Genomic DNA, 15,163 nt, shown 5'->3' with positions numbered 1-15,163 from the left:
GCATGCATCCATGAAAAACATGAAACTGGAGTGGAAAAGAGGTGACTGGGCGGCGTATTTCGGGTTGATGACCAACAACCTGACCAATTTGCTGACCATGATGGGGCTGCTCATTTTTGTCGTCGGCATCCCGAAGGAGATTGTTTATGGACGCATTGCGCCAGCCTTCGGGCTGGCGGTGCTGGTCGCGAGCGTCTGCTACGCGTGGTTTGGCCTGCAGATGGCGCGCCAGACCGGGCGTACGGATGTCACCGCGCTGCCGTCTGGCCCAAGCGCGCCGTCAATTTTCACCGTGACCTTTCTGGTGCTGATGCCGGTCTACCAGCAAACCGGTGATGCGGATTTCGCTATCCAGATTGGTCTGGTGTGGTGCTTCGTGGAGGCGATGATTCTGGCGGGCGGTTCGTTCCTGGGGGAAACCATCCGCAAGATGACCCCGCGTACCGTCCTGCTGTCGTGCCTGTCCGGGCTGGGCCTGCTGCTGCTGGCGATGAACCCGATGCTGCAGGCGTTTGAGGCACCTACCGTGTCGTTCATCGTGCTGCTGCTGATCTTTATTAACTGGTTTGGTAAAAAGCCGATCTTCGCCAAAATCCCGACCGGCCTGCTCTTGCTGATTGCCGGTACCGCGCTGGCGTGGATCTCCGGTCTGCAAAGCCCGGAGGCCATCAAAGCCTCGATGTCGTCGTTTGGCTTTAACCCGCCGGAAGTGCATGTCGACAGCTTTATGCAGGGACTGCCGCACGCATTACCGTACCTGGCCTCTGCCGTCCCGCTGGGTCTGGCGAACTACATTTTTGACCTGGAAAACATCGAAAGCGCCCACGCGGCGGGGGATGAGTACCCGACCCGCAAGGTGATGCTGGCAAACGGGCTGGCCTCCATGCTCGGGTGTCTGATGGGTAACCCGTTCCCGGTGACGGTTTACGTCGGCCACGCGGGCTGGAAAGCGATGGGGGCCAGCATTGGCTACACGCTGGCCTCCGGTGTGACCATGTTTATCGTGCCGCTGTTCGGGCTGGGGGCGTTTATGCTCGCCATCATACCGATGACCGCCATCGTGCCGATTCTGGTGTTTATCGGGGTGGTGACCGCCAACCAGGTAGTAAGGGAAACGCCCAAAGTGGAGGTCCCCGTGATCTTCATCTGCCTGTTCCCGTGGATCGCTAACTGGGCGCTGACCATGATGAACAGCGTGATGGGCGCGGCGGGGACCAATGCGGCGAAAATTGGCACCGACGTGCTGCACAGCAAAGGTATCTACTACCAGGGACTGGTGCATCTGGGTAACGGCGCACCGCTCGCCAGCATGCTGTGGGGCTGCATCGCTATCTTCGCCATCATCAACAAACCGCTGCGCGGAGCCGTGGCCGCCGCCGTTGGAGCGTTGCTGGCGCTGTTCGGCGTGATCCACGCGCCAGTGGTTGGCTTTGCCGAAGGCAGTTCGCTGATGTTTGTCACGGCCTACCTGATGATGGGGGGCATGTTTGTGGTGAAGCATTTTCTTGATAGCCGCGACGCGGTGAGCGCGGCAGCGCCGGTTTCGGAGTCCTGATAATGGCTGATGTCCTCACCCCGCACCATTTCAAAGGAAACACTATGAAAGAGCTCATGGTCGTCGCCATTGGCGGCAACAGCATTATCAAAGATAACGCCAGTCAGTCCATTGAACACCAGTCACAGGCCGTGAAATTGGTTGCAGAGTCAGTGCTGGAGATGCTGGCGTCTGACTATGACATCGTGCTCACTCACGGCAACGGCCCCCAGGTGGGGCTGGATCTGCGCCGCGCTGAAATTGCTCACGAGCGGGAAGGGCTACCCCTCACGCCGCTGGCAAACTGCGTGGCGGATACCCAGGGCGGTATCGGCTACCTGATCCAGCAGGCACTCAATAACCGCATGGCCGCCCACGGCGAGCAAAAAGCGGTCACGGTCGTCACGCAGGTGGAAGTGGATAAACACGATCCGGGTTTCGCCCATCCCACCAAACCTATCGGCGCGTTTTTCAGTGAGACGCAGCGTGATGCGCTCCAGCGTGCCCATCCTGACTGGCATTTTGTTGAAGACGCCGGGCGCGGTTATCGCCGGGTGGTGGCCTCACCGCAGCCGCTGCGTATCGTTGAAGCGGAGGCTATCAAGACCCTGACGCAAAAAGGCTTTGTGGTGATCGGGGCGGGCGGTGGTGGTATTCCGGTGGTGCGCACAGCGCAGGGGGATTACCAGAGCGTCGATGCGGTGATTGATAAGGATCTCTCGACCGCGCTGCTGGCCCGCGAGATCCATGCCGACGTGCTGGTGATCACCACCGGGGTGGAGAAAGTGTGCATCAACTTTGGTAAGCCAGACCAGCAGGCGCTGGATACGGTGAATGTGGCGCAGATGAAACGCTACGTGGCGGAGGGGCACTTCCCGGCGGGCAGCATGCTGCCGAAAATCGTCGCCTCGCTGGCGTTTCTGAACGACGGCGGCAAGCGCGTGATCATCACCTCGCCGGACTGCCTGCCTGCGGCGCTGCGCGGTGAGACCGGTACCCACATTGTGAATGCGTAAGTAAAAGGAAGAGAAGATGAATGAGAATAAAAGCCGACGCGAGTTTATTAGCCAGAGCGGCAAAATGGTTACCGCCTGCGCCCTGTTTGGCACCACTGGCTCCGTCGCGTATGCTGCAGAGACTGCGAAACCACGTTGTGAGACAGGCAAAACCATGAACATTACCGCCAGACACTACTACCTGGATAACGTGCTGCTGGAGGCCGGGTTCAACGTTGACGGCGGCGTGGCGACAAGCACCCGCACCGAACTGAAAACACTCGAAATTAATGACGGCAAAATTGTCGCCCTGCGTGATAACAAAAGCCATGCCGATGCCACGCTGCCACACTATGATGCAGGCAGTAAGCTGATGCTGCCGGCGATGCGCGACATGCATATCCACCTGGATAAAACCTTTTACGGTGGTCCCTGGCATTCCCTTAACCGCCCGGCGGGCACGACCATTCAGGACATGATCCGTCTTGAACAAAAATTGCTGCCAGAGTTACAGCCCTACACGCAGGAGCGTGCGGAAAAGCTTATCGACCTAATCCAGTCGAAAGGCTCCACCCTCGCCCGCAGCCATTGCAATATTGAGCCGACATCCGGCCTGAAGAATCTGGAAAATCTCCAGGCCGTCTTAGCGCGCCGCAAGCCGGGGTTTGACTGTGAAATTGTCGCCTTCCCGCAGCACGGCTTGCTGTTATCGCACTCCGAAACGCTGATGCGCGAGGCCATGCAGGCTGGCGCACGCTACGTGGGCGGTCTGGATCCGACTAACGTGGACGGTGCGATGGAAAAATCCCTCGACACGATGTTCCAGATTGCGCTGGATTATGACAAAGGGGTGGACATCCACCTGCATGAAACCAGCCCGGCAGGCGTCGCGGCGGTGAACTACATGGTAGAGACCGTGGAGAAAACGCCCGCGCTGAAGGGCAAACTGACCATCAGCCACGCCTTCGCGCTGGCCACGCTCAACGAGCAGCAGGTCGATGAAATCGCCACCCGCATGGCGGCGCAGCAGGTGACCATTGCCTCTACGGTGCCGATTGGCACCCTGCATATGCCGCTGAAGCAACTCCGTGACAAGGGGGTGTTCGTCATGACCGGCACCGACAGCGTCATTGACCACTGGTCGCCGTATGGGCTGGGCGATATGCTGGAAAAAGCCAATCTTTACGCCCAGCTCTATATTCGCCCGAATGAACAGACGCTCTCCCGCGCGCTGGGTATCGCCACCGGTGATGTGCTGCCGTTGAACGACAAAGGCGAGCGCGTGTGGCCAAAAGCGCAGGACGATGCCAGCTTTGTGCTGGTGGACGCTTCCTGTTCCGCCGAGGCCGTGGCGCGGATTTCACCGCGTACCGCGACCTTCCATAAGGGCCATCTTGTGTGGGGCACCGTCTCCTGACGCCACGTCGGGGTATTGCTACAGGTGATACCCCGACAGACGCAGCTCGCGATCAATCCATTCAACAAACTGCTGGATCTTCCAGGTGCGCTCGTTCATGTGCGGCATCACCAGATGATGCGCATTAATGGCGATCCCCGTTTCATCTGGTAGCACCTGCACCAGGGAGCCATCGTTCAGGTGATCGGTGGCCATCATCTTGCTTTCCAGAATAAATCCCAGCCCCATACGCGCGGCTTCAAAGCTCATGTAGGAACGATCAAAACTCAGGCTGAAGTTGAGCCAGGGGCGGTCGATATTGTGCCAGGCAAACCATTTTTCCCAGTTGACGAGGGTGCTGGTCGACGAGATAAGCGCCTGTGAAAGCAGGTCCTGCGGCGTGTTGACGGGATGTGCGTGCAGATATGCCGGTGAGGCCAGCACCACCAGCGCATCGTTTTTAATGGTCATGACCCTGTAAGCGTCCCAGTCCGGGATGCCGTGGCGAATATCAATATCGATGTTATCGCGTGCAAACTGCAGGTTCTCGTAGGAGCAGGAAAGATTGACCGTAATATCCGGGTATTCACTGCGAAATTTGCCGAGCCGGCGCAACAACCACGTCAGGCCAAACGTTGGTGAAGAGTGAACGCGCAATACCGGATTATCAGCCTCTTTCATCACCTGTTCGGTTGCACGGCCGATGGCGCTCATCGCTGCGGAGACGTCGCGCAGATATTTTTCCCCCGTCGGGGTCAGGGTCACGCCTTTGCCGCTGCGGATAAATAACTTCTTCCCCATCCAGGATTCCAGCGAGGCGATCTGATGACTGACGGCTGACGCGGTGACGTTAAGCTGTTCGGCTGCCAGATGGATACTGAGAGAGTTGGCCACGGCGATAAAGGACTGAATATTTCGCAGCGAGGGTATGGGGAGGGTCTGGCGATCCTGCGCGGGCATGGCCCACTCCTTTTAAACGAGACAATTTTAAAAAACATAACATTGCGGCATCGCGTCAGCAATTTTTACCCGGCTGAATGGATTAAACATGATCCTGTTCACAGTGTTTTATCGATGAATATTGATGAGGGTTACATTTTATTTTTATGACCTGCATCGCGTATCAAATTTATCTCAGCAATAAATGAGTTTTATTGAATGGTGTTTCGTTCGATAGCCGATATATTGACGTTGAACGCATAAATAAAACGACTCACGTTGTTCGAATAATGAGGTAAAACATGTCTCGTATAGAACAAGTTGCCCCCTACATAGCGACAAAGAAAACCAATTACCGTTTCGTTGTGCTGGCATTAATTTTTATTGTGTATGCCATTAACTATGCCGACCGAACAAATATTGGTGCTGTACTTCCTTTTATCATCGACGAGTTTCATATCAATAATTTCGAAGCCGGTGCGATCGCCAGTATGTTCTTTTTGGGATACGCCCTGAGCCAAATACCGGCGGGCTTTTTTATCGCCAAAAAGGGCATTCGCGGGATGGTGGCGCTGTCGATATTTGGCTTCTCGGCGTTTACCTGGTTGATGGGGACTGCGACCTCAGTGCTGGGCCTGAAGTTTATCCGCCTCGGGCTGGGGTTAACCGAGGGGCCATGCCCGGTGGGGTTGGCATCAACGATCAATAACTGGTTTCCACCAAAAGAGAAGGCCACGGCGACCGGCGTCTATATTGCTGCCACCATGTTTGCCCCCATCCTGGTGCCGCCGCTGGCAGTGTGGATTGCCATGACATGGGGCTGGCGCTGGGTCTTTTTCTCTTTTGCCATTCCGGGGCTGGTCATTGCTGTCCTGTGGTATTTACTGGTACGTACCCGGCCTTCCGAGAGCCCTTTCGTGTCAAAGGGCGAACTGGAGACCATTACCGCAGGTCAGGCGACACCGGATGCCAGACGGGAAAATATCGTGATTTCCCCCGGCTTCTCCCGCCTTGACCGTCTGATTCGCGTACGGGATCTGTCGCCCATCAGCACGGTAAAAGGTCTGTTCACATCGAAAAATATTCTCGGTGACTGTGTGGCCTACTTCATGATGGTCAGCGTGCTGTATGGCCTGTTGACCTGGATACCGCTTTATCTGGTGAAAGAAAAAGGCTTTACGTTCATGAGTATGGGCCTCGTCGCGAGTATGCCGTGTATCGGCGGTTTTATCGGCGCGATTTTTGGCGGCTATGTCTCCGATAAATGGCTCGGGCGCAGGCGTAAACCGACCATGATGTTTACAGCCATCAGCACCGTACTGATGATGATCATCATGCTGAATATCCCGCAAAGCACCGTTGCGGTTTGTGTCGGCCTCTTTTTTGTTGGTCTCTGTCTGAATATAGGCTGGCCCGCCTTCACCGCTTATGGAATGGCCGTAGCGGACAGCAAAACGTATCCCATCGCCGCATCAATTATTAATAGCGGCGGCAATCTCGGCGGATTTGTTTCGCCGATGCTGGCAGGTTATCTGCTGGATAAAACAGGAAGCTTTAATTCTGTCTTTATTTATTTCGGTATTTGCGCAGCAATTGGCTTAGTCATGATTATCTTGCTGGAAGAACCGAAATAATAAATAAAACCTCTCTTACAATACTGGAGTAAATATATGCTTCTGAAAGATAAAGTCGCCGTGATTACCGGCGCGGCTTCTGTGCGCGGTTTGGGTTTCGCCACGGCAAAATTATATGCCGAGCAGGGCGCGAAAGTGGTCATTATTGATTTAGATGCCGAGGCCAGCCAGCGTGCGGCTGCATGTCTGGGTGAAGGGCATCTGGGGCTTGCGGCAAACGTCAGCAACGAGTTGCAGGTGAACGCAGCCATTGAGCAGGTTCTGGGTAAATATGGGCGCATCGACATTCTGGTGAATAACGCCGGGATAACCCAGCCGCTCAAACTGATGGATATTAAGCGCGACAATTACGATGCCGTACTGGATGTCAGCCTGCGCGGTACGCTGCTGATGTCCCAGGCGGTGATTCCCACTCTGCGCGCACAGAAGTCCGGCAGCATTGTCTGTATCTCTTCAGTTTCGGCACAGCGCGGCGGCGGTATTTTTGGCGGCCCGCACTACAGCGCTGCAAAAGCTGGCGTGCTGGGGCTGGCCAAAGCCATGGCCCGTGAGCTTGGGCCGGATAACGTGCGCGTGAACTGCATCACCCCGGGGCTTATCCAGACGGACATCACCGCTGGCAAGCTGAGCGATGAGATGAAAACCGCCATTCTGGCGGGTATTCCGCTCAACCGTCTTGGTGATGCACAGGATGTTGCCCGTGCCGCGCTGTTCCTGGGGAGCGATCTCTCTTCTTATTCCACCGGTATCACGCTCGACGTGAACGGCGGCATGCTGATCCATTAAGGGGAGACGAGAATGACGAATACGACAGTTCAACAGGTTGCCGCGGCCGCGTGGCGCATTCGCCGCTACGCGCTGCGAATGGGCGAAGTACAAGGTCAGGGCTATATCGGTCAGGCGCTGGGCTATGCCGACGTGCTGGCAACTGCGTTTGCGCACGGTATGACCTTCAGGGCTCAGGAGCCGGAGTGGGAAGGCCGCGACCGCTTCCTGCTCTCCCACGGACATTACGCCATTGCGTATTATGCGGCGCTGATCGAGGCGGGGATCGTTCCTGAAGAGGAACTTGAAACCTACGGCTCGGATGACAGCCGCCTGCCGATGTCCGGCATGGCAACGTATACACCCGGCATGGAGATCTCCGGCGGTTCTCTGGGGCAGGGACTCAGCATTGGTGTGGGAATGGCGCTGGGGCTGAAGCACAAACAGAGCACGGCGTGGGTAATTAACTCCATGTCTGACGGTGAGCTGGACGAAGGTTCAACCTGGGAAGCCGCCATGTCAGCCGCGCATCATGGGCTCTCGAATCTGATTGTGCTGGTGGACATTAACCGGCAACAGGCGGACGGTAATTCACATAACATCCTCGGTTTTGAGCCGCTGGAAGATAAGTGGACCTCCTTTGGCTGGTATGTACAACGCGTTAACGGTAACGATATCCCCGCGCTGGTGTCGGCGTTTGATAATGCCAGACGCTATCCCGAACAACAGCCGCGCGTCATCTTGTGCGACACGCTGATGGGCAAGGGCGTGCCTTTCCTCGAGCAGCGTGACAAGAACCATTTTATTCGCGTGGATGCCGATGAGTGGCAACAGGCGCTCGCCGTGCTCGATGCGAATAAACCAGAAGGAGTCCTGTAATGAGCCAGCCCGTCGAAAATAAACCGCGTTTAACCACCTCCGCCATGATTGCCTCAATTGCAGAGGAAGGGCAGGAAACCCGGGCCGCGCCGTTTGGCCACGCGCTGGTGAAACTGGCGGCTCAGCGCCAGAACATTGTCGGCATGACGGCAGATTTATCGAAATATACCGACCTGCATATCTTTGCTCAGGCATACCCTGAACGTTTCTTTCAGATGGGAATGGCGGAACAGCTGTTAATGGGGGCGGCAGGTGGGATGGCCAAAGAGGGCTTTATTCCCTTTGCCACCACCTATGCCGTGTTCGCCACCCGCCGTGCCTACGATTTTATTCATCAGGTCATTGCTGAGGAACACCTCAACGTCAAGATTTGCGCCGCGCTGCCGGGGTTGACTACCGGCTACGGGCCAAGCCATCAGGCAACGGAAGATATTGCGATCATGCGCGGCATTCCGGGCATGACCATTATCGATCCTTGCGATGCGATTGACACCGAACAGGCGGTGCCTGCCATTGCCAGCCACGAAGGGCCGGTTTATATGCGTTTGTTACGCGGTAAGGTTCCGGTGGTGCTGGATCAGTACAATTACCGGTTTGAAATAGGCAAAGCCGCGCTGCTGGAAGAGGGCAGTGATGTGCTGATTATCGCCTCAGGGCTGATGACCATGCGCGCACTGGAGGCGGCAAAGCAGTTGCGCAAGGATAATGTCAGCGTGGCGGTACTTCACTCGCCCACGATTAAGCCCCTGGATGAAGCGACCATTCTGGCGCAAGCCGCGAAACCCGGACGTCTGGTTATCGTGGCTGAAAACCACAGTAGCGTTGGCGGGCTTTGTGAAGCCGTGGCGTCGCTGTTGATGCGCCATCGCGTTAACGTCGACTTTGATACCGTTGCGTTGCCGGATGCGTTCCTTGATGCGGGTGCGCTACCGACCCTTCACGCGCGTTACGGGATTTCGACTGACGCCATGGTGGAGAAGATCCGGCGCAGGCTCTGATTTTCAGACGGGTATGTTGTCAACGGGCGAGGGGTGTTTTACCCTCGCCTCTGTTGCGATAAAGGAGTCCGTCATGGCACAAAACATCTACGACAACCCGGCGTTTTTTGAAGGCTATGCCCGGCTACCGCGTTCGGTGCAGGGTCTGGACGGCGCACCGGAATGGCCTGCGCTGAAAAGCATGCTGCCACCGTTATCCGGCAAGTCAGTTATCGATCTTGGCTGCGGTTACGGCTGGTTCTGTCGCGCTGCACGCGCGCTGGGGGCGGCAGAAGTGACCGGCGTTGATCTCTCCGAAAAGATGCTCGCCCGGGCGGCTGAACTGACGGATGACGCGCAAATACACTATCAGCGCAGCGATCTGGCATCTCTGGCGTTACCTGAGAACAGCGTTGATTTGATCTACAGTTCACTGGCGCTGCACTACCTGCCGGCGCTGGATTCCCTGTTTGAGAAAATCCGGCGGGCGCTTAAACCCGGCGGCAGCTTCGTCTTTTCAATGGAACATCCGATTTATACCTGCGCCACACGTCAGGGCTGGCTGACCGACGACAACGGCGAGCGTTTCTGGGGCGTTAATCGCTATCAGGATGAGGGCGAGCGCGTCAGCAACTGGCTGGCAGACGGGGTGATCAACTACCATCGTACGCTGGGTACCACGCTCAATGCGCTTATTAAGGCGGGGCTGACAATAACGGAAGTGAACGAATGGGGACCAACGCAGGCACAAATTGATGCCTGGCCCGCGCTGGCCGAAGAGGCGGAACGTCCGATGCTGGTCCTGATTTCTGCCGCTAAGACTCAGTAACCCACTTTATACACCCGTCCATTCTGCACCCCTTCCACGCTGCGACGATAGGCCTGCGCCACCGTTGCGGCGGGAACACTTTCAAAGCCCGGGAAGAAGCCTTCGTACGCTTCCGCTGATTCGGTAAGCACCGTCGGGCTAATCAGGTTGATGCGGATCCCGCGCGGGAGTTCACAGGCCGCGGCGCGGACAAACCCTTCCAGGGCGGCGTTCACCGTGGTGGCATTCACCCCCTGAGCGATAGGCTCATGCGCCACGATCCCGCTTATCAGGGTGATGGAGCAGCCTTCGTTGAGATAATGCTGGCCGGTCAACGCCAGACGAACCTGTCCCAGCAGCTTATCCTGCAAGCCCTGGTTGAAATCGCTGTCTTTCATGGTTGCGAGCGGGCCGAAGTGCAGGCCGCCACTGGCAGAGACAATCGCATCCACCGCACCGATGTTTTCAAACAATGCCTGGACGCTGGCCTGAGAGGTGATATCCACCTGGTAGTCGCCCTTTGTACGACCCACGCGGATCACGTCGTGGCGACGGCTCAACTCTTCTGTCACCGCACGACCGACCGTACCGCTGGCACCAATAATCACGATTTTCATAGCTGACTCCTTAGGTTGTGAGCCTTCATTCTTTAATAAATCAAAACTCAGATAAACTGGGCTAAAGTTAGAGGATTGCTAACCAGGGGTTTGGAATATGGATAAGCTTCGCAGCATGGAGACCTTCATTGCTGTCGTTGAGAGCGGCAGTTTTACCGGCGCGGCAGGCCGGCTGGAGATGTCGGCGGTGATGGTGGGGAAGTACATTGCGTTGCTGGAGTCTCAGCTCGGCACCCGGCTGCTGGAGCGAAACACGCGGCGTCAAAGTCTGACGGACGCCGGGCGGGTCTATTTCGACGAGGCGAAGCGGGTGCTGGAGCAGGTCTCTATCGCCGAAAGCGCGGTTGAGCGACTGCGTGCGGCCCCAGCCGGGACCTTGCGGGTCACTGCGCCCACCTCGTTTGGGGGTTGTGTGATAGCCCCCCTCACCGCGACCTTTTTACAGCGCTACCCGGACGTGCGCGTGGAGCTGGATCTGACCAACCGGATGGTGGATCTGGTAGATGAAGGGGTCGATCTGGCCATTCGCATCGGTGACATTCATAACGACGATCTGGTGGCGAAATACCTCTGCCCGTACCGAATGGTGATCTGCGCGGCCCCGGCGTATCTGGCGCGTTACGGCACGCCGCGAACGCCTGCCGATCTGGCGGATCATCTCTGCCTGTCACACACGGTGTGGACCGCACGTAACGAATGGCGGCTGCCGGGGGGTGAAGGTGAGATGCGCTGGAAGCGCGATGCCATTCTGCGCTGCAACGATGGCTATGGGCTACGGATGGCGGCGAGAGCGGGGGCGGGATTATTACTGCAACCCGAAGTGCTGGTGGCAGAAGAGCTGGCGAGCGGCAGACTGGTGCAGGTGCTGGAGAACTACACGCCTGCGCCACGACCGGTACATTTGCTGTGGCGCCAGGATTTACGTCCGCTACCCAAGCTCACGCAATTTGTTGCGCATATTCTGCAGGGCGCGGAATATTTCGGCCATGCAGTTGAAGAAAAGTAATTATCAAAGCCGCAGACTTATGCTACTAAGATTAGGCACATTATAAAAAAAGAAGGTAAGCAAAGAATGTCTGTGAATAAACTCGCCAGCAGCGCACAGGGCCTGCAATCATCTGCCATCCGTGAATTATTAAAACATAGCAAAATGGCCGGGGTGATTTCGCTGGGTGGCGGTATTCCTAACCCTGCACTGTTCGATCATGAAGGCCTGAAAATTGCCGCTGATGCCGTATTATCACAGCATTTTGGTGAAGCTTTTCAGTACGGTCTGACCGAAGGCATCCCGGGGCTACGTGAAGAAATTAAGCTCATCTGTGAAGGCCGTGGGATCGCCTGCAAGGCCGATGACGTGGTCATTACGTCCGGTTCGCAACAATCTCTCGACGTGCTGGCGCGGGCGTTAATTAACCCGGGCGATACCGTCGTCGTCGAACGTCCAACGTATCTCGCGGCACTGCAGGTATTTGGTCTGGCACAGGCCAAATTTGAATCCGTGGGCACCGATGGCGACGGAATGAAAGTGGATGAACTTGAAGCACTGGTGGCGAATAAAACCATCAAGGCGGTTTATATTGTTCCGACATTTGGTAACCCGGGTGGGGTAACGCTTTCTGAGGTGCGTCGTAAACAGCTGGTGGAATTATCGAAGCGCTATGACTTCGTTATTATCGAAGACGATCCGTACAGCGAAATTAATTATACCGATGAAGTGTTCCGCCCGTTAATTGCCCATGCCAAAGATATCGGCAATGAAGAGAACGTCGTCTATACCTCGACCTTCTCCAAAATCCTCGCCCCGGGCACTCGTGTGGGCTGGGTGCTGGTACCGGAGTGGCTGAAACGCGCGGTGGTTAATCTCAAGCAAACCACCGATCTGCACACCAGCACGCTGTCACAGCTGATGACCTACGAGTACCTGAAAACCGGTCGTCTGGCCGATCAGATTAAAATGATCCGTGAAGCCTACCGCCAGAAATACCAGACCTTTGCAAATGAACTGGAGGCGGAACTGGGTGATGTCATGACGTTCCATAAGCCGAAGGGTGGAATGTTCCTGTGGGCCAAAATGAACAATGGCATCAACACCACGCGCTGGCTGGAAAAAACGTTAAGCAACGGCGTGGTTTTTGTGCCGGGTGAGTTCTTCTATTGTAATGAGCCAGACCATACGACGCTGCGCATGTCGTTTGTCACGCCAACCGATGAAGAGCTGAAAGAGGCGGTTCGTCGCCTGAAAAAATCGCTGTAACAGACCTGCGCATAATGGCACCTGTGCTGTTATGCGCATTACTTGTGCAGTGCGGCCAGCGCCGCAAGCGTTCATGGTGAATCCCATGTTTGAATTTCTGATCGGTATCCTCACGCACACCCCCGTCTGGGTGTGGGTCCTGTTTATCTTTCTCGTCTCCCGTGGCCTCAACGCCCGTAAGCCTGCCACCGTTACGCTGGAAAAGCTGGCCATCATTCCTGCCATCTTTCTTATCTGGGATATCTACGATCTGGTGGTCTATCGCGATCTTACTCTCGCGACGGTGGCCCTTTGGGTTGCGGGGATTGTGGCGGGCGCGACGCTGGGGTATGTGCTGATTAAGCAGACGGTCATCACCCGCACCGACGCGCCGCGCACCCTTTATCGCCAGCCGGACTACACGGCACTGCCGTTTATGATGCTGGCATTTGGTGTGAAATACGTGCTGGGGGTGATGAACGCCCTCTCTCCCCAGGCGTTGCAACAGTCCGCCATGAGCGCGCTGGCGATAGTCTCCGGCGGGGTATTTGCCGGGGTCTTTATCGGGAAGTTTACGCGCTATGTAGGGGTATATCTCAGCAGCGCACCGCAACCGGCTGAGTAACGTTAGCCCGTTGCATGGGCCAGCGCGCGAGCAGAAGCTTCACCGTTGGCTACTCGCGTGACTTCGTGGATCCGGCAGATTTTTCCTGCGCATAGCGTGGCAAACATATAAACCTCTATTTCAGCCTGATGGCCTTCGGGATACGTGACGGTCACGATATGCCGGTCAGCCAGCAGTGTGTCATGACACCCTATCTGTTCCACGCGGAAGGCGATATCGCGGATCTGCGAACGCACGTGCTCCAGGTGCTGAATAAAGCCAGAATAATCAAGAGAATGACCGTCCGTGATCTGCTGATACGCTGGCGAAAAAACGTCTTTCGGATCAATCTCACCTTTAAACAGGCCGGTCAGCAAACGGGACATTTCCTCACGCAAAATAGCATTGTCAGACTGGGTAATCAGGCGGGTGATGATGTTCATGGTGACTCCTCGTTGCGTTGAGCCGCCATTATCCTTGACAGACAGAGACGTAGTTTCTGTAATAAGCCAATGAATAACGATTTTCGGCCAAATAACGTGGTCAGCTTCGAGACACTTTTGCATCCAGGTGGATACCATACGCCGTGGCACAGCCATCAGGCCGGTCAGCTCTGGCGGATTACGACGGGTCTGCTGGTTGTCGAAACAGCGTCTGGGCGTTCGGTTGTACCGGCGCAACATATCGGCTGGATCCCGCCCGGTCAGGAGCATGCTGCCTTTTCCGGGAGTGCGATTGACGGTCATGCGATCTATCTGGATCCCGCAGGGTGTGAAGCGCTGCCCGGTGAAACGACGCTTTTCGAACCCGACGAGCTCACCAGCGCGCTGTTTTCACGCTTAAATGCTGAAGGCAGCGGGTACGATCCGCGAAAGCTCGCCCTGCTGCTGGATGAACTGGCGCGGGGCCGTCAGGTGCGCTATCTGCTGCCCATGCCAGCCGATCCCCGATTAAAGAAGGTAGCCAGCCATCTGATGCAACGTGTGGACGACAACCAGACGGTTGAGCACTATGCCTCCCTTGCGGGAATGAGCGTGCGAACATTCCACCGTCGGTTTAGCGCGGAAACGGGAATGAACGTTGTTAACTGGCGGCAACTTGCCCGCGTCATGCGGGCAATGGAGTGGCTGGCAGCAGGTAAACCGGTTGGCTGGATCGCGCTGTCGTGCGGCTACAACAGTATCAGCGCGTTTATTGAGGTTTTCAGGGCCTTTACCGGCAAAACCCCCGGGCAGTGGGCGCTTAAAGAAGCCCCTTCTGTGCAAAGGTAATGCGCGTGGCTTCGTTCAGATCCAGTGCTTTGATCGCTTCCGGGCGGACCCAGGCAACCTCCTGAAACTCGTCGTTAAACGTTACCTGCCGATTTGTGCTGATGCAGTCGAAAATCAGGTAAATCATATAAATCTCTTCCGTGGTGCCATCGGCATAGGTTTTCACCCGAATGTCGTCGCGAAACGCCCAGGGTTTGACCTTTGTGATCTCCAGCGCGTCGCCCAGCTCTTCGCGAATTTCACGGCGCAGCGCCTGCTCCATGGTTTCTCCCGGCTCCATCCCGCCGCCCGATAATGCCCACTGGCCGGGAAATACGCCGCGGTCATCGGCCATTTTGCACAGCAGATACGCCCCGTCGTTCTGAATGATGGGGCAGACAATAGTTCGTTGACGCATGGTTTCTTCCTGAAAAATGAGTTTGGGCTATTTTAACAGAAGGCGGAAAGGGAAAAGGTAAACGAGGTCAGACTTTCGCCGCTGGCTTAAGCGGTATTGTTGCGGGTTATGGAT

The 15,163-nt window shown here is 56.2% G+C and carries 16 protein-coding genes; 12 read left to right on the top strand and 4 right to left on the bottom strand.

Annotated features, from left to right (window positions below):
- The first annotated feature begins 10 nt into the window (after positions 1 to 10).
- The 3 genes from HV340_RS17445 to HV340_RS17435 are packed head-to-tail and all read left to right on the top strand — an operon-like array spanning position 11 to position 3,946.
- Entirely contained in the window at positions 11 to 1,555 is a 1,545-nt protein-coding gene (locus HV340_RS17445) for a xanthine permease (protein WP_181216120.1), read from the top strand.
- 44 nt (positions 1,556 to 1,599) lie between these two features.
- Positions 1,600 to 2,550: a carbamate kinase family protein gene (locus HV340_RS17440; RefSeq protein WP_063925514.1), complete on the top strand. Its 951-nt coding sequence runs from the start codon at positions 1,600 to 1,602 to the stop codon at positions 2,548 to 2,550.
- Between the two features lie 16 nt (positions 2,551 to 2,566).
- Entirely contained in the window at positions 2,567 to 3,946 is a 1,380-nt protein-coding gene (locus tag HV340_RS17435) for an amidohydrolase family protein (RefSeq protein ID WP_181216119.1), read from the top strand.
- An 18-nt stretch (positions 3,947 to 3,964) separates the two neighbouring features.
- Here the strand turns inward: HV340_RS17435 and HV340_RS17430 are convergent, their stop codons facing one another.
- Positions 3,965 to 4,885, bottom strand: coding sequence for a LysR substrate-binding domain-containing protein (locus HV340_RS17430; protein WP_032680431.1), 921 nt, complete (start codon positions 4,883 to 4,885; stop codon positions 3,965 to 3,967).
- Between the two features lie 281 nt (positions 4,886 to 5,166).
- Here HV340_RS17430 and HV340_RS17425 point away from each other — a divergent pair, with 281 nt between their 5' ends.
- The 5 genes from HV340_RS17425 to HV340_RS17405 all read left to right on the top strand — a co-directional run bounded on the left by HV340_RS17425 (position 5,167) and on the right by HV340_RS17405 (position 9,948).
- Positions 5,167 to 6,498, top strand: a complete 1,332-nt coding sequence (locus HV340_RS17425) for an MFS transporter (RefSeq protein WP_153852630.1) — start codon at positions 5,167 to 5,169, stop codon at positions 6,496 to 6,498.
- 36 nt (positions 6,499 to 6,534) lie between these two features.
- Entirely contained in the window at positions 6,535 to 7,284 is a 750-nt protein-coding gene (locus HV340_RS17420) for a glucose 1-dehydrogenase (protein WP_014171297.1), read from the top strand.
- A gap of 12 nt (positions 7,285 to 7,296) precedes the next feature.
- Positions 7,297 to 8,142, top strand: coding sequence for a transketolase (locus tag HV340_RS17415; protein ID WP_020883879.1), 846 nt, complete (start codon positions 7,297 to 7,299; stop codon positions 8,140 to 8,142).
- The gene (locus HV340_RS17410; protein ID WP_079231746.1) at positions 8,142 to 9,140 is read left to right on the top strand and encodes a transketolase family protein; all 999 of its coding nucleotides are present in this window, start codon (positions 8,142 to 8,144) and stop codon (positions 9,138 to 9,140) included. Before HV340_RS17415 ends, HV340_RS17410 begins: the two co-directional genes overlap by 1 nt.
- 73 nt (positions 9,141 to 9,213) lie before the next feature.
- On the top strand, positions 9,214 to 9,948 hold the full coding sequence (locus HV340_RS17405; protein WP_181216118.1) for a class I SAM-dependent methyltransferase: 735 nt from the start codon (positions 9,214 to 9,216) through the stop codon (positions 9,946 to 9,948).
- Here the strand turns inward: HV340_RS17405 and HV340_RS17400 are convergent.
- A complete protein-coding gene (locus HV340_RS17400; protein ID WP_181216117.1) occupies positions 9,942 to 10,544 on the bottom strand; it encodes a short chain dehydrogenase in 603 nt (200 codons plus the stop codon). The two genes, HV340_RS17405 and HV340_RS17400, sit on opposite strands and share 7 nt — an antisense overlap.
- A 97-nt stretch (positions 10,545 to 10,641) precedes the next feature.
- On the opposite strand from HV340_RS17400, the gene HV340_RS17395 reads away from it, so the two are divergent.
- The 3 genes from HV340_RS17395 (at position 10,642) to HV340_RS17385 (ending at position 13,402) form a co-directional block, all read left to right on the top strand.
- Positions 10,642 to 11,550 carry a LysR family transcriptional regulator gene (locus HV340_RS17395; RefSeq protein ID WP_149376081.1) on the top strand — a complete coding sequence of 303 codons (909 nt, stop codon included), beginning with the start codon at positions 10,642 to 10,644 and terminating at the stop codon, positions 11,548 to 11,550.
- 66 nt (positions 11,551 to 11,616) lie between these two features.
- Positions 11,617 to 12,798, top strand: coding sequence for a PLP-dependent aminotransferase family protein (locus tag HV340_RS17390; RefSeq protein ID WP_014171291.1), 1,182 nt, complete (start codon positions 11,617 to 11,619; stop codon positions 12,796 to 12,798).
- An 85-nt stretch (positions 12,799 to 12,883) separates the two neighbouring features.
- Entirely contained in the window at positions 12,884 to 13,402 is a 519-nt protein-coding gene (locus tag HV340_RS17385; RefSeq protein ID WP_068794940.1) for a DUF6622 family protein, read from the top strand.
- A 2-nt stretch (positions 13,403 to 13,404) separates the two neighbouring features.
- Here the strand turns inward: HV340_RS17385 and HV340_RS17380 are convergent, their stop codons facing one another.
- On the bottom strand, positions 13,405 to 13,824 hold the full coding sequence (locus HV340_RS17380; protein WP_047956002.1) for a hypothetical protein: 420 nt from the start codon (positions 13,822 to 13,824) through the stop codon (positions 13,405 to 13,407).
- A 69-nt stretch (positions 13,825 to 13,893) separates the two neighbouring features.
- Here HV340_RS17380 and HV340_RS17375 point away from each other — a divergent pair, with 69 nt between their 5' ends.
- Complete coding sequence (locus tag HV340_RS17375; RefSeq protein WP_226876168.1) at positions 13,894 to 14,652, top strand: helix-turn-helix transcriptional regulator; 759 nt, start codon at positions 13,894 to 13,896, stop codon at positions 14,650 to 14,652.
- On the opposite strand, the gene nudI is transcribed toward HV340_RS17375, so the two are convergent.
- Positions 14,624 to 15,049: a nucleoside triphosphatase NudI gene (gene nudI, locus HV340_RS17370; RefSeq protein ID WP_181216116.1), complete on the bottom strand. Its 426-nt coding sequence runs from the start codon at positions 15,047 to 15,049 to the stop codon at positions 14,624 to 14,626. The genes HV340_RS17375 and nudI overlap by 29 nt on opposite strands.
- Positions 15,050 to 15,163 lie beyond the last annotated feature (114 nt).

It is taken from the genome of Enterobacter sp. RHBSTW-00975, assembly GCF_013615235.1.
Lineage (GTDB): Bacteria > Pseudomonadota > Gammaproteobacteria > Enterobacterales > Enterobacteriaceae > Enterobacter > Enterobacter ludwigii.
The sequence above is the reverse complement of the archived record's forward strand: the minus strand, read 5'-3'. Positions and strand labels throughout refer to the sequence as shown.